General features: G+C 60.4%; 14 protein-coding genes. 9 read left to right on the top strand and 5 right to left on the bottom strand.

Translation table 11 applies throughout. The features are described 5' to 3' along the window. Positions 1-79: 79 nt before the first annotated feature. Together A7J50_RS17645 and xthA are read right to left on the bottom strand one after the other, a co-directional pair. Complete coding sequence (locus tag A7J50_RS17645; protein WP_064452972.1) at positions 80-1,408, bottom strand: substrate-binding domain-containing protein; 1,329 nt, start codon at positions 1,406-1,408, stop codon at positions 80-82. A gap of 127 nt (positions 1,409-1,535) precedes the next feature. Further along, positions 1,536-2,348, bottom strand: coding sequence for an exodeoxyribonuclease III (xthA, locus tag A7J50_RS17640; protein WP_064452971.1), 813 nt, complete (start codon positions 2,346-2,348; stop codon positions 1,536-1,538). A gap of 168 nt (positions 2,349-2,516) precedes the next feature. Between xthA and A7J50_RS17635 the strand changes: the two genes are divergently transcribed. From A7J50_RS17635 to A7J50_RS17605, 7 genes are all read left to right on the top strand, one after another. After that, on the top strand, positions 2,517-3,167 hold the full coding sequence (locus A7J50_RS17635; RefSeq protein ID WP_064452970.1) for a GNAT family N-acetyltransferase: 651 nt from the start codon (positions 2,517-2,519) through the stop codon (positions 3,165-3,167). Between the two features lie 64 nt (positions 3,168-3,231). Then, positions 3,232-4,959: an autotransporter assembly complex protein TamA gene (locus A7J50_RS17630; protein WP_064452969.1), complete on the top strand. Its 1,728-nt coding sequence runs from the start codon at positions 3,232-3,234 to the stop codon at positions 4,957-4,959. Next, positions 4,959-8,645, top strand: coding sequence for a translocation/assembly module TamB domain-containing protein (locus A7J50_RS17625; protein WP_082895914.1), 3,687 nt, complete (start codon positions 4,959-4,961; stop codon positions 8,643-8,645). The genes A7J50_RS17630 and A7J50_RS17625 overlap by 1 nt, the downstream gene beginning before the upstream one ends. Before the next feature lie 238 nt (positions 8,646-8,883). Next, positions 8,884-9,357 carry a MarR family winged helix-turn-helix transcriptional regulator gene (locus A7J50_RS17620; RefSeq protein ID WP_053256909.1) on the top strand — a complete coding sequence of 158 codons (474 nt, stop codon included), beginning with the start codon at positions 8,884-8,886 and terminating at the stop codon, positions 9,355-9,357. Then, a complete protein-coding gene (locus tag A7J50_RS17615) occupies positions 9,354-10,805 on the top strand; it encodes an efflux transporter outer membrane subunit (RefSeq protein ID WP_064452967.1) in 1,452 nt (483 codons plus the stop codon). Before A7J50_RS17620 ends, A7J50_RS17615 begins: the two co-directional genes overlap by 4 nt. Positions 10,806-10,820: 15 nt before the next feature. Then, on the top strand, positions 10,821-12,017 hold the full coding sequence (locus A7J50_RS17610) for an efflux RND transporter periplasmic adaptor subunit (protein ID WP_064452966.1): 1,197 nt from the start codon (positions 10,821-10,823) through the stop codon (positions 12,015-12,017). Beyond that, positions 12,017-13,546 carry a DHA2 family efflux MFS transporter permease subunit gene (locus tag A7J50_RS17605; protein WP_064452965.1) on the top strand — a complete coding sequence of 510 codons (1,530 nt, stop codon included), beginning with the start codon at positions 12,017-12,019 and terminating at the stop codon, positions 13,544-13,546. The genes A7J50_RS17610 and A7J50_RS17605 overlap by 1 nt, the downstream gene beginning before the upstream one ends. Positions 13,547-13,672: 126 nt before the next feature. Here the strand turns inward: A7J50_RS17605 and lpxH are convergent, their stop codons facing one another. Both lpxH and A7J50_RS17595 read right to left on the bottom strand, forming a co-directional pair. After that, positions 13,673-14,422 carry a UDP-2,3-diacylglucosamine diphosphatase gene (gene lpxH / locus A7J50_RS17600; protein ID WP_064452964.1) on the bottom strand — a complete coding sequence of 250 codons (750 nt, stop codon included), beginning with the start codon at positions 14,420-14,422 and terminating at the stop codon, positions 13,673-13,675. Further along, the gene (locus A7J50_RS17595; RefSeq protein ID WP_043205556.1) at positions 14,419-14,922 is read right to left on the bottom strand and encodes a peptidylprolyl isomerase; all 504 of its coding nucleotides are present in this window, start codon (positions 14,920-14,922) and stop codon (positions 14,419-14,421) included. The genes lpxH and A7J50_RS17595 overlap by 4 nt, the downstream gene beginning before the upstream one ends. A 259-nt stretch (positions 14,923-15,181) precedes the next feature. On the opposite strand from A7J50_RS17595, the gene A7J50_RS17590 reads away from it, so the two are divergent. After that, positions 15,182-16,882, top strand: a complete 1,701-nt coding sequence (locus tag A7J50_RS17590) for a glutamine--tRNA ligase/YqeY domain fusion protein (protein WP_064452963.1) — start codon at positions 15,182-15,184, stop codon at positions 16,880-16,882. Positions 16,883-16,903: 21 nt separating this feature from the next. Next, positions 16,904-18,292 carry a cysteine--tRNA ligase gene (gene cysS / locus A7J50_RS17585; protein WP_064452962.1) on the top strand — a complete coding sequence of 463 codons (1,389 nt, stop codon included), beginning with the start codon at positions 16,904-16,906 and terminating at the stop codon, positions 18,290-18,292. 213 nt (positions 18,293-18,505) lie between these two features. On the opposite strand, the gene A7J50_RS17580 is transcribed toward cysS, so the two are convergent. Then, a complete protein-coding gene (locus tag A7J50_RS17580) occupies positions 18,506-18,841 on the bottom strand; it encodes a DUF6124 family protein (protein WP_064452961.1) in 336 nt (111 codons plus the stop codon). Positions 18,842-19,013 lie beyond the last annotated feature (172 nt).

Raw genomic sequence — 19,013 nt, 5'->3', positions numbered from 1 at the left:
TCCAACATGAGAATGAGGTCGAATGTGGGACCGGGCTTGCCCGCGCAGAGGCCAGTGTTTACACCATAAAACTCAAGGTTCAGTACACCCAAACCTCCACCCGCCGATTCTTGATCCGGCCCTCATCCGCCGTATTCGCCGCCACCGGCATCTGCGCGCCGAACCCGCGAATATCGCGCAGCACCACGCCGCTTTTGACCAATTCCCGGCGCACCGCCATCGCCCGCAATTTTGACAAGAGCGCCGCACGCTGCGGGTCATTCTTGGCATCACCAAACCCCACCAGTGTCACGTGCCTGTCGAGCTTGCCGTGGCTGCGGATATAAGCCACCACCCGCTGCAAATCCTGGCGAGCCTTGTTGTCCAGGCTGGCACTGCCTTCCTCGAAACGAAAATTCACCGTCAAGCGCTGGGCATCACGGGCGATGGCCTGATAGTCCTCGGGCATTGAGTTGCGCGGCTCCACGCCAATTGCCTGTACTTGCTGCGCGATAAAACCGTTGGCAGCCACAATCGCCTGGCCTTTGCTGCTCTGGGTAAAGTCCACCAATGCCTTGGCCCAAGGGTTATGGCTTGATGGCGGCCAGTAGAAATACAAGCGGCGTGACAGCGGGTAATCCTCGGTGGCAATCAGGCTGGTCAGCGGCTGCATGGGTTGTGAGTCACCGTCGACAATCGCCACGGCTTTGGCCTGGCGCACATAAGGCAGGCCGATGAACCCGATGCCTTGTGGGTCATGGCTCACCGCGTCGGACAACGCTTCACTGGACTCGAAGCGCTTGGCGGACGTTGCGAGAGGCTTACCGCGCAGGCGTAGCACCAGTTCCTTAAAGGTGTCGTAGGTGCCGGATTGATCATCCCGGGCATATAAATGAATGGCACCGCCGGTGCCGCCCAGCGCCTCCCAGGTGCTGACCTCGCCGTTGAAGATCTGCGCCAGTTGGTCGGTGTTCAAGGTATTCAACGGGTTTTGCGGATTCAGGATGATTGCCAGGCCGTCAATGGCGATCACTTGCTCGGCCTCGGGGCTTTTCAGGTCTCCCTGGGGTTCCAGGTCAACCAGTTCGCTGTCCTTGATCGGCCGGGACGACGCCGCGAGGTCGGCGCTGGCGTTTTTGAGCGCGCTAAACCCGGTGCTGGAACCGTGGGCGGCCACCTCGATAGTCACGGTCTTGCCCTGACGTGTCGTGCCGATCACTCGTCGTTCGTTGGCGCCATCGCCGGGCTCGCTGTGTACCGTCTGCAAGCCCTGGTGCTCCATCAAACCCTTGACCAGCGCGGGCCCCAAGGCCGCGCCAATGGTATTGGAGCCCTGGATACGCAATGCGGGGCCTTGATCGGGAACGGGCAGGGGAGTGGCGACAGCGTAGAGGGGCAGGAGCAACAGGAGCAGAACGCGCAGCATCATGCCGGCACCTTCTTAAGCCAAAGGGAGTGCCGCCAGATTAAGTCAGGCAGGTTGCATAAATATGACGGGTACGCCGCTGATCAACGCGTGGGAGCTGGCACGCCAACTCCCGCACTGAGTAATGGTGTCAGCTCAGTTCGAGCCAGATCGGCGCATGGTCCGATGGCTTTTCCAGACCACGCAAATCGTAGTCCACACCGGCATCCTTGACCCGTGACAGCAAGCCGTTGGACGCCATGATCACGTCAATGCGCAGCCCACGCTTGGGCTCGTCCTCGAAACCACGGCTGCGGTAGTCGAACCAGCTGAAGCGGTCGGTCACGTCCGGGTTCAAGTGACGGAAACTGTCGACCAGGCCCCAGTTCTTCAAGCGCGCCATCCACTCGCGTTCTTCCGGCAGGAAGCTGCACTTGCCGGTTTTCAGCCAACGCTTGGCATTGTCGGCGCCGATGCCGATGTCGCAATCTTCCGGGGAAATGTTCACGTCGCCCATCACCACCAGCGCCTGGTCATTGCTGAACTGGCTTTCCAGCAGGTGCTGCAAGTCTGCGTAGAAGCGCTGCTTGGCCGGGAACTTGGTGGGGTGGTCGCGGCTTTCGCCCTGGGGGAAGTAGCCGTTCATGACAGTCACGGGGTTGCCGTTCTCATCGGCGAAGGTGCCCCAGATAAAGCGGCGCTGGGCGTCTTCTTCATCACTGGCAAACCCTTTGTGCACGCTCAATGCTTCTTTGCGCGAGAGCAAGGCCACACCGTAGTGGCCTTTTTGGCCGTGGTAGTACACGTGGTAGCCCAGTGCCTGCACTTCGGCCAGCGGGAACTGGTCATCGTGGACCTTGGTTTCCTGCAGGCCAATCACGTCGGGTTGATGCTTTTCAATCAGCGCCGCCAGCTGATGAGGGCGGGCGCGCAGCCCGTTGATATTGAAGGAGACGATTTTCATGGTCGGCAGTCCAGTCTGGCAAAAAGGCGATGCTAGCCGACAAGTCGGACGGGGGCCAGCGTGGCGGTAGGGCGGATGCACTGCTAATGTCTGGGAACGACTGGTGCTGCGTAGGTTCGTACCCATAAGAACGCCATCTTTTGAATGGCGCCCAGGGAGATTAACTGCATGCCTGACACTTCGACTGCCATCGCCGACATTCGCCTGCTCAACAGCGGCTATTCCCGCGAGGCGCGTTCCTTGTTGTACCAGGCTTATCGGCATGAGCCGACCTTCGCCTATATCTTCGAGGCCGAGCGTTCGGGTTATGAACAGCGGGTACGGGCCACCGTGCGCGAACTGGTCAAGCAGCACTTCTTTCAGAAACTTCCCGCCATCGGGCTGTTCGTCAACGACCGGCTGATCGGCATCGCGCTGATCGCGCCACCGCAGCGGCGCCTGGGCATCACCGAGAGCTGGGCCTGGCAATTGCGGATGTGGTTGAGCACCGGGGTGCGCGGTACTCGGCGTTACTTGGAATACCATTACGCAGTGCTGGCGTGCCTGCCCAGCGAGTCGGTGCATGTGCTGCCGCTGTTGGGCATTCACCCGCAATTTCAGGGCAAACATTACGGCGAACAGTTGCTGGAAGCCGTGCACAACTGGTGTGCCGATGACCCGCACTCTTCAGGCGTCGTGCTCGACACTGGCGATTCGCGCTATCTGGATTTTTACAAGCGCCAGGGCTATGAGGAAATTGGTGAAGTGGCGATAGGCCCGATTCTGGAACACGTTTTTTTCCACCCCAATCCGCAGTCGTTACATGCTGCAACGGCTTAATACAGAATTATTCAGATAATTCCGGGTTCAAAGAGCCTCCCAAGGTCGTGTAGCATCCGCGCGTATGAAGCTCCCAGGAAGATTTACCAGCGGCTTGATTCTGCTGTTCACAAGCTGCGGCGCATTGGCGCAAAGCGAATTGGACGTGCGAATCAAGCCTTCAAACGACGCGTTGAAAGCCAACATCGAAGGCTATATCGGCGGGGTAGGCGATCGCGATGAAGAAGCCTTGCTGCGGTTCAGCCGTGGCGCCGAAGAGCAGGCCCGCAAAGCGGCCCAGGCTCTGGGCTTCTATCAGCCTCTGATCAGCAGTGATGTAAAGGGCGGTAAAAACCCGCGCCTGGTCCTCACCATCGACCCCGGCGAACCGGTGCATTTGCGCAACGTGACCATTCGGGTCGACGGCCAGGCCGCGAGCCTCAAGGCTTTTCGCGTGCCCGAAGGCAGCGACCTCACCTCCGGTGCCGTGCTCAACCACGGCCACTATGAAGACGCCAAGCGTCTGATCCAGAACCAGGCCTCGCGCTACGGCTTTTTCAGCGGGCGCTTTACCAGCCAGAAACTCATCGTTGACCCGAAAGCCGGTGTCGCCGATATCGAACTCGTGTACGACAGTGGCCCGCGCTACACCATGGGTAACGTCAGCTTTACCGGCGATACGCCGTTTGATGAAGACCTGTTGCAACGCATGGTGCCGTTCAAAAGCGGCACGCCTTACGACTCCGAATTGATCGCTGAACTCAATCAGAACCTGCAATCGAGCGGTTTCTTCGAAGGCGTGCGCGTGGACGCCACACCCGCCGGCTCGGCCAATGACGTGATCCCGGTGGCCGTGCAACTGGAAACCCGCAAGCCACGCACTATGGGCCTGGGCCTCGGTTACTCCACCGACGTCGGCCCGCGTGGCAAGGCCAACTGGACCCGCCACTGGGTCAACCCTCAGGGCCACAGCTATGGTTGGGAAGCCGAACTGTCGGCGCCGCGGCAGAACGTCGGGCTGTGGTACGACATTCCGCTGGACCCACCGTTGACCGACAAATTGCGCTTCGCCGGTGGCTACCAGAATGAAGAACTGGCCAACACTGACACCCTGAGTAAATTGCTCACCCTTGGCCCGGAATGGCACAGCAAACTGCCCAGCGGCTGGACCCGTGTGATCTCGCTCAAATACCAGCGCGAGGAATACCGCCTGGGCAATGACTCGGGCCTGAGTAATCTGGTGATGCCGGGGATCAATTATTCCTACCTGCGCAGCGACAACCGCATCGACCCGCACAATGGCTATCGCCTGATGTTCGACGCCAAGGTTGCCAAGGAAGGCCTCGGCTCCGACACCAACCTGCTTTACGGCACTGCCACGATCAAAGGCCTGACGACCGTGTGGGATAACCACCGTTTCCTGGGCCGTGCGCAGTTCGGCGGCAGCGCCACCAATGGCTACCAGTCCGTGCCCCCTTCGTTGCGCTTTTTTGCCGGTGGTGACCAGAGCGTGCGGGGCTATGAGTACCAGACGCTGTCGCCGGAAAATGACCGTGGTGACCGTATTGGCGGCCGCTACATGGTGGCGTTGAGCGCTGAGTATCAATATTCAATCGCCGAAAAATGGCGGATCGCGACCTTTATCGACCAGGGCAACTCCTTCAATACCCTGGAAATGCCAAGCCTGAAAACCGGTGTTGGCGTGGGCATACGTTGGGTCTCGCCCGTCGGCCCGATTCGCCTTGACCTGGCCCATGCCCTGGAAGACCCGGGCGGTATTCGTTTGCACTTTTCCATGGGGCCTGAGCTGTGATGCGTGGTTTGAAAATAGCAGGGCTGGCCATCGTGGCTGTCCTCGTCTTAGCGTTGTTGGCGCTGTGGACCGTGCTCGGCACCCAGGCGGGCAGCCGCTGGGTCCTGAACCAAGTGCCGGGTTTGACGGTGGAGAATTTCCAGGGCCACTTGGGTGGCCAATGGAGTGCCGATCATCTGCTGTGGCAGCAGGACGCCAGCCGGGTCGAGCTCAACGCACCGAAGTTTGACTGGTCGCCGGCGTGCCTGCTGCGCATGACCTTGTGCATTAATCAGCTGGACGTGGAGCAGGTCAGCCTGCAGTTTCCACCCAGCGCAGAAGAAAGTAGCAGCGGGCCGATCCAATTGCCGGAGCTGAAACTGCCGGTAGCGATCCAGTTGGGCGACGTTCGCGTCGGCAGCCTGCTGTTTAACGGCAGCGAAGAGCTCAAAGGCCTGCAATTGGCCGCGCACTGGACGGCTGCCGGTATGCAGATCGACTCAGTGCACGTGCAGCGCGACGACCTGGTGCTGGACCTCGCCGGTCTGTTGCAACCCACCGGCAATTGGCCGCTGAATGCCACCGGCAACCTGAGCCTGCCTTACGCCCCCGGCGGCGCGCCGTGGAAGGTGGCCCTCAAGGTGGACGGCGACCTGCTCAAGACCCTCAAGCTCGATGCCGACAGCAGTGGCTACTTGCCCGCCAAACTCAGTGGCGAGCTGCAACCGCTGGCGGAGAACCTGCCCGCGCAGTTGCACATCACCGCCGATGGCTTCAAGCCCAGCGCCGAGTTGCCTGACACCCTGCAACTCAATCAACTGGACCTCACCGCCAAGGGCGACCTGAGCAACGGCTACCAACTGTTGGGCAAAGCCGTGCTGCCGGCGGACAAAGGTCCGGTGGACTTGCTGTTGCAAGGCAAAGTCGACGCCAAGGGCGCGCAGATCGCTGGCCTGGACTTGAGTGCCGGGGACAAGCAAAGCCTCAAACTCAGCGCCAATCTGGATTGGCAGCAAGGCTTCAGTGCCGACGCCAAGATCGACTGGCTGGATTTCCCCTGGCACCGCCTCTACCCCTTGATTGATGAACCGCAGGTTGCGTTACGCACCTTCAATGGCGAGATCGCCTATAAGGACGGCAACTACCTCGGCAACCTCAAGGCCGACCTCGACGGCCCGGCCGGTAAATTCAATGTGGTGACGCCGTTCAGTGGCGACCTCAAGCAGGTCTTCCTGCCCGAGTTGAAATTGACCGCAGGCCAAGGCAAAGCCGAAGGCCATCTGAACTTGCAATTTGCCGATGGCATTGCCTGGGACACGGCGCTGGACCTGTCGGCGCTGAACCCGGCGTACTGGGTGGCGGAATTACCCGGCACCTTGGCCGGCCCGCTGCGCAGCAAAGGCGAGTTCAAAAATGAACAACTCAAGCTGAACGCCGACCTCGACCTCAAGGGCCGTTTGCGCGGCCAAACCGCTGTGCTGGCGGCCAAGGCCGAAGGCGCGGGTGAGCAATGGACCCTCGCCAACCTGGATATCCGCCTGGGCGACAACCGCATCAATGGCAGCGGCAGCCTGCAACAACGCCTGGCCGGTCAGATCGATATCAAACTGGCGCGCCTGGCCCAGTTGTGGCCGCAGTTACGTGGGCAAATCAATGGGCGGGTCGATGTGGCCGGGACGCTGAAGGCACCCCAAGGCAAGCTCGACCTTAAAGGTCAGCAACTGGCCTTCGCCGACAATCACCTGCAAAACCTCAACCTCGACGCGACGCTCGACAACGCCCAGCGCGCGAAGATCGACCTCAAGGGCACGGGCATCCAAACCGGCGATACCCAGGTTGGCACCCTGACCGCCAGTGCCCAAGGCGATATCAAGAGCCAGAAGGTCCAGCTGGATCTGGCGGGGCCGCTGCTCAAGCTGGCCCTGGCGTTGGACGGCAATCTCGACAAAGGCAACTGGCGCGGGCGCCTGGCCAGCGGCGAGGTGCAGGCCGGTGGCCAGGACTGGAAACTGCAGGCCCCGGCGAAGATCGAGCGCCTGGCCGACGGCAAGCTGACCTTTGCGGCGCATTGCTGGGTGTCTGGCCCTGCCAGCTTGTGCGGCGAAGATCAGCGGCTGATGCCTGAGCCGAAACTGCGTTACCACCTCAAGCAATTCCCCATCGACAGCCTGGCGGCCTTCTTGCCTAAAGATTTCGCCTGGCAGGGCAAGCTCAACGCCGATGTGCAGCTCGACCTGCCCGCCAGCGGGCCTAAAGGCGTGGTGTCGGTAGACGCCAGCGGCGGCACGTTGCGCGTGAAAGACAAGGACCAGTGGCTGGATTTCCCCTACGACACCTTGAAGCTGGAAACCACCCTCAACCCCAAGCGCATCGACACTCAGCTCAACTTCCGCGGCGGCAAGCTCGGTGAATTACTGTTGCAGGCGCAGATCAATCCGCTGCCGAAGAACAAGCCGATTACCGGTAACTTCAGCCTCAACGGGCTGGACCTCGCAGTGGCGCGGCCGTTTGTGCCGATGGTGGAAAAACTCAGCGGCAAGCTCAACGGCAACGGCCGCATCTCCGGTGGTTTGCTGGCGCCGCAGGTCAATGGCAGCGTGAACCTCGTCGGCGGGGAGATCGCCGGGCCTGAACTACCGATCAGCCTTGAAGGCTTGAACGTACAGGCGTTGATTGCCGGCGAAAGCGTGCAGTTGAACGGCGCCTGGCACAGTGGCAAAGCCGGGCAGGGTAGCCTCAAGGGGCAGGTCGACTGGGGCCAGGCCCTGGTGGTGGACCTCAGTCTGCAAGGCTCGCAACTGCCGGTTACGGTAGAGCCTTATGCCACGCTGGAAGTGGCGCCCGATCTGAAGATCAGCCTCAAAAACGACAAGTTGGCGATTGCCGGCAAGGTGCACATCCCGCGGGGCGACATCACCGTGCGTGAATTGCCGCCGTCGACGGTCAAGGTCTCGGATGACACGCTGATCGTCGGCAGCCAGACCGAGGAGGGCAAGCCGCCAATGGCGATGGCCATGGATATCGATGTGGAGGTGGGCGAAGACCAGCTTAACTTCGCGGGCTTTGGCCTGACTGCCAAAGTGCAGGGCCATGTGCATATCGGCGACAACATGGACACCCGTGGCGAGCTGTGGCTCAACGACGGCCGCTACCGCGCCTATGGCCAAAGGCTCAACGTGCGCCGTGCGCGACTGTTGTTCGCCGGGCCGCTGGATCAACCGTTCCTGGATATCGAAGCCGTGCGTGTCGTCACCGAACCTTCCAGAACAGTCACGGCCGGGATTCGCCTGAGCGGCAGCGCTGAACAGCCGACCACGCAGATTTTCTCCGAGCCGGCCATGCCCCAGGAGGATGCATTGTCGTACTTGGTGCTGGGGCGTTCGCGTAACAACACCGGTGAGGACAACAACATGCTCGCCGAAGCGGCCTTGGGCCTGGGCTTGATGGGCAGCGCCGGGGTGACCTCGGATATTGCCAACAAGTTGGGTATCCAGGACTTCGACCTCGATACCCAGGGCAGTGGCAACACCACCGCCGTGGTGGCCAGCGGCAAGATCACCGAAAAACTCAGCCTGCGTTACGGGGTAGGCGTGTTCGAGCCGGCCAGCACCATTGCCTTGCGCTACTTGTTGAGCAAGAAGGTCTACCTGGAAGTGGCCAGTGGCGTGGCCAGCTCGTTGGATATCTTCTACAAACGGGATTTCTAAGCCCCGTACCGGGTAAACAATGTGGGAGCTGGATTGCCTGCGATAGCGGTACATCAGTCGATGATTTATTGACTGACACACCGCCATCCCAGGCAAGCCAGCTCCTACATTTGTTTGCATTGCAGCCCACCTGTCGTGAAATTAGCAAGCAAGCTAATAATTCCATTTGACATTCGCTGCCTAAGCAGTAACATCTTGTCATACATTCACTGCCTAGGCAGTAATAAGGTGACTTTCGATGACCCACTTCACCCCTGACAGCTTTCGCAACTGCCACCTCGGCTTGTTGCTGGGCCGCGCGGCGCTGCTCAAGGACCGCATTATCGACACCCACATGGAACCTCACGGCGTGACGGCCGCGCAGTTCAAGGTGTTGATCATCATTGCCCAGTTTGATGTGGACACCCCGGCCGAGCTGTGCCGCAACTTGTCGCTGGACAGCGGTTCCATGACCCGCATGCTCGATCGTCTGGAGCAAAAGGGCCTGCTGGCGCGCAAGCGTTCCGAACAGGACCGGCGCCAGGTGCAGCTGGTGCTCACCGAAGACGGCCAGCGCCTGGCCGACATGCTCCCGCACATCGGCGCCCAGTCAATGAACGAACTGGCCGGTGCCCTCGAGCCCGGTGAGTTGCAGACCCTGGAAGCCATCCTCACAAAAATTCTGGTAGCTGCCGGTGACGCCATCGTCATCCAGCGGGTAGGTAATAAATGAACACACGTGCACTTAGCCTGGTGCTGGTGGCGATGAGCATGGCCGGTTGCGCCAACTTCAGCGGCCTCGACACCCAAGGCCAACGCCTCGACGCCAACACGTTGCAAACCGGCAAATCCCTCAGCGGCGTGACCCTGTCCACTGCCGCATGGCCGAGTGCCGATTGGTGGAAAAGCCTGGGCGACCCACAGCTCGACGGCTTGATCCATGAAGCCCTGCAAAACAGCCCCGACATGCAGGTCGCCAGCGCCCGTGCCCACCAGGCGCAAGCCGCTGCCTATGCCGCCGACGCGGCACGCATGCCGACCCTGGATGCCAGCGCTGGCGTGAGCCGTTCGCGCCTGGCCAAGGACCAGGACCCGCGCGGCGAGGGCGATGCCTACGCCACCGTGCGTAATATTGGCGCCAGTTTCAATTACAACTTCGACCTCTGGGGTGGCCAGCGCGCCGCCTGGGAAGCCGCCTTGGGCCAGGCGCGTGCCGCCGAAGTCGATCAACAAGCCGCACGCCTGACCTTGGCCGCCAACGTGGCCAAGGCCTACAGCGACCTGGGCCAGGCCCATATCGTGCGTGACCTGGCCAATGACGACCTCAAGCGTACCCGCCAGATGCTCGACTTGAGCAAGCGCCGCCTCAGCTCCGGCATCGACAGCCAGTACCAGTACCAACAGACCGAAAGCCTGGAAGCCAGCTCCCAGTCGCAATTGATCGATGCGGAAAAACAACTGCAAAGCGCCAAGATTGCCCTCGCCGTATTGCTCGGCAAAGGCCCGGACCGTGGCAGTGAGCTGGTGCGCCCGAACGTGTTGAAACCCAGCGTCGTTGCCGTGCCTTCAGTCTTGCCGGCCGAACTGCTCGGCCGTCGCCCGGACCTGATCGCCGCGCGCTGGCGGGTGGAGGCGGCGAGCAAGAACGTGGCCGCGAGCAAAACCCGTTTCTATCCCAACCTCAACCTGAGCGCGAGCGCCGGGGCCGAGTCGTTGCTGGGGGATGCGATGTTTGGCTCAGCCAGTCGTTTCTTCAGCATTGCGCCGACGATCTCGTTGCCGATCTTTGACGGTGGCCGCTTGCGTGCCGACCTGGATGCCCGCGACGCCGATTACGACCTGGCGGTGGCTCAGTACAACAAAACCCTGGTGCAAGCCTTGGGCGATATCGGTAACACCCTGATGCAGTTGCGCGAAACCGGGCGGCAGATCCAGGCACAGCAACATGCCGCGGACATTGCCCAGCAGTCTTACGACACCGGGGTGCAGCGTTACAGCTCAGGCATCGGTAATTACCTGGATGTGCTCAGCATCGAGCAGCAATTGCTGCAGGCCCAGCGTCAGCTGGCGACCCTGAATGCTGCGCAGATCGATCTGTCGATTCAATTGATGCAGGCCCTGGGTGGCGGGTTCAACGCCGATAACGTGGCCGCGACCACCCCAGCCACACGCACGGAATAATTTGAGGTATTTGTCATGGCCACTGCCGACAGCAACAACGTCACTGAAAAACCGGATAACAACCCACGCAAACGCAAAATCATGCTGATCGGCCTGGCGCTGATCGTCATCCTCGGCGTGCTGGGCGTGTGGGGTTGGTATGAGTTCTACGGTCGCTTCAACGAAAGCACCGACGACGCCTACGTGAACGGCAACGTGGTGGAAATCACCCCGCTGGTCACCGGCACGGTAGTCAGCATCGGCGCCGACGATGGCGACCTGGTCCACGAGGGCCAGGTGCTGATCAATTTTGACCCGAATGACGCCGCTGTCGGCCTGCAAAGTGCGCAGGCCAACCTGGCGCGCACCGTGCGTCAGGTGCGTGGTCTCTACAGCAATGTCGACGGCATGAAAGCCCAAGTGCTGGCCCAGCAGGCCAACGTGCAAAAGGCTCAGGACAACTACAATCGCCGTAAGAATCTGGCTGCCGGCGGCGCGATTTCCCAGGAAGAACTGTCCCATGCGCGTGACGACCTGACCTCGGCGCAAAATGCCCTGGCCAACGTGCAGCAACAGTTCAAGACCAGCAGCGCGCTGGTGGATGACACGGTGATTTCGTCCCACCCGGACGTGCAGGCCGCCGCCGCGCAGTTGCGTCAGGCTTACCTGACCAACGCTCGCAGCACCTTGATCGCCCCCGTCACCGGCTACGTTGCCAAGCGCACCGTGCAACTGGGCCAGCGCGTGCAGCCGGGGACTGCGTTGATGGCGGTGATCCCGCTGAACCAACTGTGGATCGACGCCAACTTCAAGGAAACCCAACTGCGCGATATGCGTATTGGGCAGCCGGTGGACATCGAGTCCGACATCTACGGCAGTGACGTGAAGTTCAGCGGCACCGTGGATAGCCTGGGCGCCGGTACCGGCAGCGCGTTCGCCCTGCTGCCGGCGCAAAACGCCACCGGTAACTGGATCAAGATCGTGCAGCGGGTGCCCGTGCGTATCCATATCAACGCCGATGAGCTGGCCCAGCACCCGCTGCGGGTGGGCCTGAGCACCGTGGTCAATGTGGACCTGCACGATACGAGCGGCCCGGTACTGGCGCAACAGGCGCCGCAAAAGGCCTCGTTCACCACCAACGTGTATGACCGCCAACTGGCCGAAGCCGACGCCATGATCAGCCAACTGATCCATGACAACAGCCTCGCCGCACCCAAGGCTGTGCAACGCTGATGAGCAATAACGCCTCCTTCACGCCACCCAGCCTGTTGATGGCCACTATTGGCCTGTCGCTGGCGACCTTTATGCAGGTGCTCGACACCACCATCGCCAACGTGGCGTTGCCGACCATCTCCGGCAACCTGGGTGTGAGCTCGGAGCAGGGCACCTGGGTGATCACTTCGTTTGCGGTGAGCAACGCGATTGCCTTGCCGCTCACCGGCTGGCTGAGCCGGCGCTTTGGCGAGGTGAAGCTGTTTTTGTGGGCGACCATCCTCTTTGTGCTGGCGTCGTTCCTCTGTGGTATTTCCACTTCGATGCCCGAGCTGATTGGTTTTCGGGTGCTGCAAGGCCTGGTCGCGGGGCCGTTGTACCCGATGACCCAAACCTTGCTGATTGCGGTCTACCCGCCAGCCAGGCGCGGCATGGCCCTGGCGTTATTGGCGATGGTCACGGTGGTGGCGCCGATTGCCGGGCCGATCCTCGGCGGCTGGATCACTGACAGCTACAGCTGGCCCTGGATTTTCTTTATCAACGTGCCCATCGGCATCTTTGCGGTGATGGTGGTGCGTTCGCAACTGAAGAAGCGTCCGGTGGTGACCAGCTACCAGCCGATGGATTACGTCGGGTTGCTGAGCTTGATCGTCGGTGTCGGCGCCTTGCAGATCATCCTCGACAAGGGCAACGACCTGGACTGGTTCGAGTCCAACTTCATCATCATCGGTGCGGCGATCTCGGCCGTCGCCCTGGCGGTGTTCGTCATCTGGGAACTCACCGACAAACACCCGGTGGTCAACCTGCGGCTGTTTGCCTACCGCAACTTCCGCATCGGCACCATTGTGTTGGTGCTGGGGTATGCCGGGTTCTTCGGGATCAACCTGATCCTGCCCCAATGGCTGCAAACCCAAATGGGCTACACCGCCACCTGGGCTGGCCTGGCGGTGGCGCCGATCGGGATTCTGCCGGTACTGATGTCGCCGTTTGTGGGCAAATACGCGCACAAGTTCGACCTGCGCTTGCTGGCCGGCCTGGCATTTCTGGCGATTGGCTTGAGCTGCTTCATGCGGGCGGGCTTCACCAATGAGGTGGACTTCCAGCACATCGCCCTGGTGCAACTGTTCATGGGTATTGGTGTGGCACTGTTCTTTATGCCGACCTTGAGCATCTTGATGTCCGATTTGCCGCCGGCACAAATCGCCGATGGCGCCGGCCTTGCGACGTTCCTGCGAACCCTGGGCGGCAGTTTTGCGGCATCGCTGACCACCTGGATCTGGATTCGCCGCGCGGATCAGCACCATGCGTACATGAGCGAGAACATGACCACCTATGACTCGGCGACCCGCGATGCGCTGCAGGCGCTTGGCGGGGCAGGGCATAAGGCCTATGCGCAGTTGGACCAGATCCTCACCAGCCAGGCGTACATGATGTCCACCGTGGATTACTTCACGTTGCTGGGGTGGATGTTCATGGGCTTGATCGTGATTGTGTGGCTGGCGAAACCGCCGTTTGCGGCGAAGGCAGGGCCGGAGGCTTCCGGCCACTAACGGGTGTACTCAATCAATGTGGGAGCTGGCTTGCCTGCGATAGCATCACCTCGGAGTATCTGATGTACCGAGTTGTCTGCATCGCAGGCAAGCCAGCTCCCACATTTGATTGGGGTTGTGCTTGAGTTATGCGCCGGGCAACGCCAGTTGCGGATTGACGAAGTCAAACGCCGCCAACTGAAACCCTTGCTCATCCACCTGCAAGGCCCAGCCCTGCTTGTCCCAATCCCCCAGCACGATGCGCTTGGCCGCCTGGTCACCAATCTGCAACTTATGAATGGCCGGGCGGTGCGTATGGCCGTGGACCAGGGTGCGCACGCCGAACTGCTGCATCACCCGCGGCACTTCCTCGGGCGTCACATCGACAATGTCGTTGGCTTTCATGCGTACCTGGGCGCTGCTCTCGCTGCGCAGCTTGCGGGCCAGCTTGTGCCGGGTACGCAAGGGCAGGTGGCGCAGGATAAACAGCACAATCGGATTACGCAGGATGCGCCGCAGCTTCATATAGCCGACGTCGCGGGTGCAGAGGCTGTCGCCGTGCATCAACAGCACAGGCTCGCCATAGAACTGCACGACACTGGGGTCCTTGAGCAAGGTGGCGCCTGCCGCTTTGCAGAATGCCTTGCCGATCAGGAAGTCCCGGTTGCCATGCATGATAAAAATCGGGGTGCCACTGTCGCTCAGCTCACGCAGAGCCTCGCAAATCGAGCGCTGGAACGGAGTCATCCCATCGTCGCCAATCCAGGCTTCAAAGAAGTCCCCCAGAATGTACAACGCCTGGGCGCCACGGGCGCGGCCGTGGAGCAAATCCAGAAACGCCCGGGTGATGTCCGGGCGCTCCTCTTCCAGATGCAAATCTGAAATCAGCAATATCACCCAACGATCTCGGCTTTCTCGACGATTACGTCTTCTACCGGAACATCCTGGTGACCGGCTTTACCGGTGGTTTGCACGCCTTTGATCTTGTCGACGACGTCCTGGCCTTCGGTCACTTTACCGAATACCGCGTAACCCCAACCCTGCACGTTCTTGCCGCTGTGATTCAGGAAGGCGTTGTCGGCCACGTTGATGAAGAACTGCGCGGAGGCCGAATGTGGCTCCATGGTACGGGCCATGGCGACGGTGTACTTGTCGTTGGAGAGGCCGTTGTCTGCTTCGTTCTGGATGCTTGGGCGCTTGTCTTTCTTTTCTTTCATGCCGGGCTCGAAACCGCCGCCCTGGACCATGAAGTTGCCGATGACACGGTGGAAAACGGTGTTTTCGTAGTGGCCGGCTTTAACGTATTCGATGAAGTTGGCGACGGTGATCGGCGCTTTCTCGGCGTTCAGCTCGATGACGATGTCACCGTGGTTGGTGGTCAGTTTGACTTGAGTCATGTTCACTACTCTTTTCAGGGAATTCGTGGGTTTGGACGCCGGGGCGTCTTACCTGTCTGGCTAAACGAGGGCCAAGGCGCGCAGTTTAGCGTGCCCGGCGGGAATTTCGAGGTGGTTTTTTATCGCCCCGGTCATTAAAAGAGGAATTAAACAGCAGTTTTTGGTCCCAGCCTGTCAGTGTCTTGACTGCTTCGGCTATTATGAGCCCTTTGTTTTATCTGGCCCCACCTGGCCACGAACCTGTCTGTTCAAGGATCCTATGAGCAAGCCCACTGTCGACCCTACCTCGAATTCCAAGGCCGGACCTGCCGTCCCGGTCAATTTCCTGCGCCCGATCATCCAGGCGGACCTGGATTCGGGCAAGCATACGCAGATCGTCACCCGTTTCCCGCCAGAGCCCAACGGCTACCTGCACATCGGTCACGCCAAGTCGATTTGTGTGAACTTCGGCCTGGCCCAGGAGTTCGGTGGCGTCACGCACCTGCGTTTCGACGACACCAACCCGGCCAAGGAAGACCAGGAATACATCGACGCCATCGAAAGCGACATCAAGTGGCTGGGCTTCGAATGGTCCGGTGAAGTGCGCTATGCATCCAAGTATTTCGACCAGTTGTTCGACTGGGCCGTCGAGTTGATCAAGGCTGGCAAGGCCTACGTTGACGACCTGACCCCCGAGCAAGCCAAGGAATACCGTGGCAGCCTGACCGAGCCTGGCAAGAACAGCCCGTTCCGCGACCGTTCGGTGGAAGAGAACCTGGACTGGTTCAACCGCATGCGCGCCGGTGAGTTCCCGGACGGCGCCCGCGTGCTGCGCGCCAAGATCGACATGGCCTCGCCGAACATGAACCTGCGCGACCCGATCATGTACCGCATTCGCCATGCCCACCATCACCAGACCGGTGACAAGTGGTGCATCTACCCGAACTACGACTTCACCCACGGCCAGTCGGACGCCATCGAAGGCATCACCCACTCCATTTGCACCCTGGAGTTCGAAAGCCACCGTCCACTGTACGAATGGTTCCTCGACAGCCTGCCGGTACCGGCGCACCCGCGTCAGTACGAATTCAGCCGCCTGAACCTGAACTACACCATCACCAGCAAGCGCAAGCTCAAGCAACTGGTCGATGAAAAGCACGTGCATGGCTGGGACGACCCGCGCATGTCGACCCTTTCGGGTTTCCGTCGTCGTGGCTACACCCCGGCGTCGATCCGCAATTTCTGCGACATGGTCGGCACCAACCGTTCTGACGGTGTGGTCGATTACGGCATGCTTGAGTTCAGCATCCGTCAGGATCTGGACGCGAACGCGCCGCGCGCCATGTGCGTGCTGCGTCCGTTGAAAGTCGTGATCACCAACTACCCGGAAGACAAGGTCGACCACCTCGAGCTGCCGCGTCATCCGCAGAAAGAAGAGCTGGGCGTGCGCAAGCTGCCGTTCGCTCGCGAAATCTACATCGACCGTGATGACTTCATGGAAGAGCCGCCAAAAGGCTACAAGCGCCTGGAGCCGAACGGCGAAGTGCGCCTGCGCGGCAGCTACGTGATCCGTGCCGACGAAGCCATCAAGGACGCCGATGGCAACATCGTCGAACTGCGTTGCTCCTACGACCCGGAAACCCTGGGCAAGAACCCGGAAGGCCGCAAGGTCAAAGGCGTCGTGCACTGGGTGCCGGCCGCTGCGAGCATCGAATGCGAAGTGCGCCTGTACGATCGCCTGTTCCGTTCGGCCAACCCTGAGAAGGCCGAAGACAGCGCGAGTTTCCTCGACAACATCAACCCTGACTCGCTGCAAGTGCTTACAGGTTGTCGTGCCGAGCCATCGCTTGGCGACGCACAGCCGGAAGACCGTTTCCAGTTCGAGCGCGAAGGTTACTTCTGCGCGGATATCAAGGACTCGAAACCCGGTGCTCCGGTATTCAACCGTACCGTGACCTTGCGTGATTCGTGGGGCCAGTGATCAAGTCTTAAGGGATACGTCGTGCTAACGATCTACAACACACTCAGCAAAACCAAAGAAGTCTTCAAGCCGCTGGATGGCAACAAGGTGCGCATGTACGTGTGCGGCATGACCGTGTACGACTACTGCCACATCGGCCACGGCCGCAGCATGGTTGCCTTCGACCTGGTGACGCGCTGGTTGCGTTTCAGCGGCTATGACTTGACGTATGTGCGCAACATCACGGACATCGACGACAAGATCATCAACCGCGCCAACGAAAACGGCGAGTCGTTCGACGCGCTGACCGAGCGCATGATCGCTGCCATGCATGAGGACGAGGCGCGCCTCAACATCCTCAAGCCGGACATGGAACCGCGCGCCACGGACCACATCCCCGGCATGCACGCGATGATCCAGACCCTGATCGACAAGGGTTACGCCTACGCCCCGGGCAATGGCGACGTGTACTACCGCGTCGCCAAGTTCATGGGCTACGGCAAGCTGTCGCGCAAGAAAATCGAAGACCTGCGCATCGGCGCGCGCATCGAAGTCGACGAAGCCAAGCAAGACCCGCTCGACTTCGTGCTGTGGAAAGGCACCAAGCCCGGCGAGCCGAGCTGGGAGTCGCCATGGGGCGCCGGGCGTCCGGGCTGGCACATCGAATGCTCGGTGATGTCCACCTGCTGCCTGGGCGAGACCTTCGACATTCATGGCGGCGGCAGCGACCTCGAGTTCCCGCACCACGAAAACGAAATCGCCCAAAGCGAAGCGGCTACCGGCAAGACCTACGCCAACGCCTGGATGCACTGCGGCATGATCCGCATCAATGGCGAGAAGATGTCCAAGTCCTTGAACAACTTCTTCACCATTCGCGACGTGCTGGAAAAGTACCCTCCTGAGGTTGTGCGTTATTTGCTGGTGTCCAGTCACTACCGCAGCGCCATCAACTATTCGGAAGACAACCTCAAGGACGCCAAAGGCGCCCTGGAGCGTTTCTACCACGCGTTGAAAGGCCTGCCAGCCGTGGCGCCTGCCGGCGGTGAAGCATTCGTGGCACGGTTTACCGAAGTCATGAACGACGACTTCGGCACGCCGGAAGCCTGCGCGGTGTTGTTTGAGATGGTGCGGGAGATCAACCGCCTGCGCGAGACTGATCTCGACGCGGCGGCAGGGCTTGCTGCGCGCCTGAAAGAGCTGGCCAGCGTGCTGGGTGTTCTGCAGATGGAAGCCGACGACTTCCTGCAAGCCGGCGCCGAAGGGCGTGTGGATGCGGCTGAAGTGGACGCGTTGATTCAGGCGCGTTTGGCTGCCCGAGCTAATAAAGACTGGGCGGAATCCGACCGTATCCGTGACCAACTGACCGCGATGGGTGTGGTGTTGGAAGACGGCAAGGGCGGGACAACGTGGCGGTTGGCCGATCAGGCCTGATCGGTAAACGCTGAATAAAAAACGCCCCGACTGGTTCGGGGCGTTTTTTTGCACGGTGTTATTTCAGCGACCTACCCAATCCAAATGTGGGAGCGGGCTTGCTCGCGAATGCGGTGGATCAGTTAAAGATGTATCAACTGACACTCCGTTTTCGCGAGCAAGCCCGCTCCCACATTTTACCGTGCCCACTCTGCATACCCGCTGTTGTTGGGTTTATGCCTGCGTTGGGCTGGAATTGAGGCTTAGTGTTTTTTCCACCATCAACTGGATTCCCTCCAGCATCCGGCAAATTCCGAGCACCACGCTGCGGGGATTGCCGTCTACCTCAAACGCCAAATGGCTTGCCAGCGCTTGAACTGACGCAAGATCCTCCGAAGCATTGACCAGCAGCGTCTCGACGTCTAATCCTTCGCGCACGGTAAACACACCATGGCTTTCAGCAGACGCCTCTGGTTTCTCGGAAGGATTCAGATAATGGTTAATTGCTCGATGAGCAGCAGCGTGAAACGCGGTTGAATCTGACGGCGGGTTTGGACTGTCTTTAATCATGGCGAAGCTCCTAGAGTATTGGAGTCACCACCCATCGCTGCGAAACGATAATCGGGTGGCAGCTGTACGCAGGTTCGCAGACCGGGACTCTAGGCACCCGGCATACCCGAAGGTATCCCGCGCACAGCCGCCATAACATCAGGCATAAAAAAGCGCCCGCTATCTTGAGGTG

It is taken from the genome of Pseudomonas antarctica, assembly GCF_001647715.1.
Lineage (GTDB): Bacteria > Pseudomonadota > Gammaproteobacteria > Pseudomonadales > Pseudomonadaceae > Aquipseudomonas > Aquipseudomonas antarctica_A.
The sequence above is the reverse complement of the archived record's forward strand: the minus strand, read 5'-3'. Positions and strand labels throughout refer to the sequence as shown.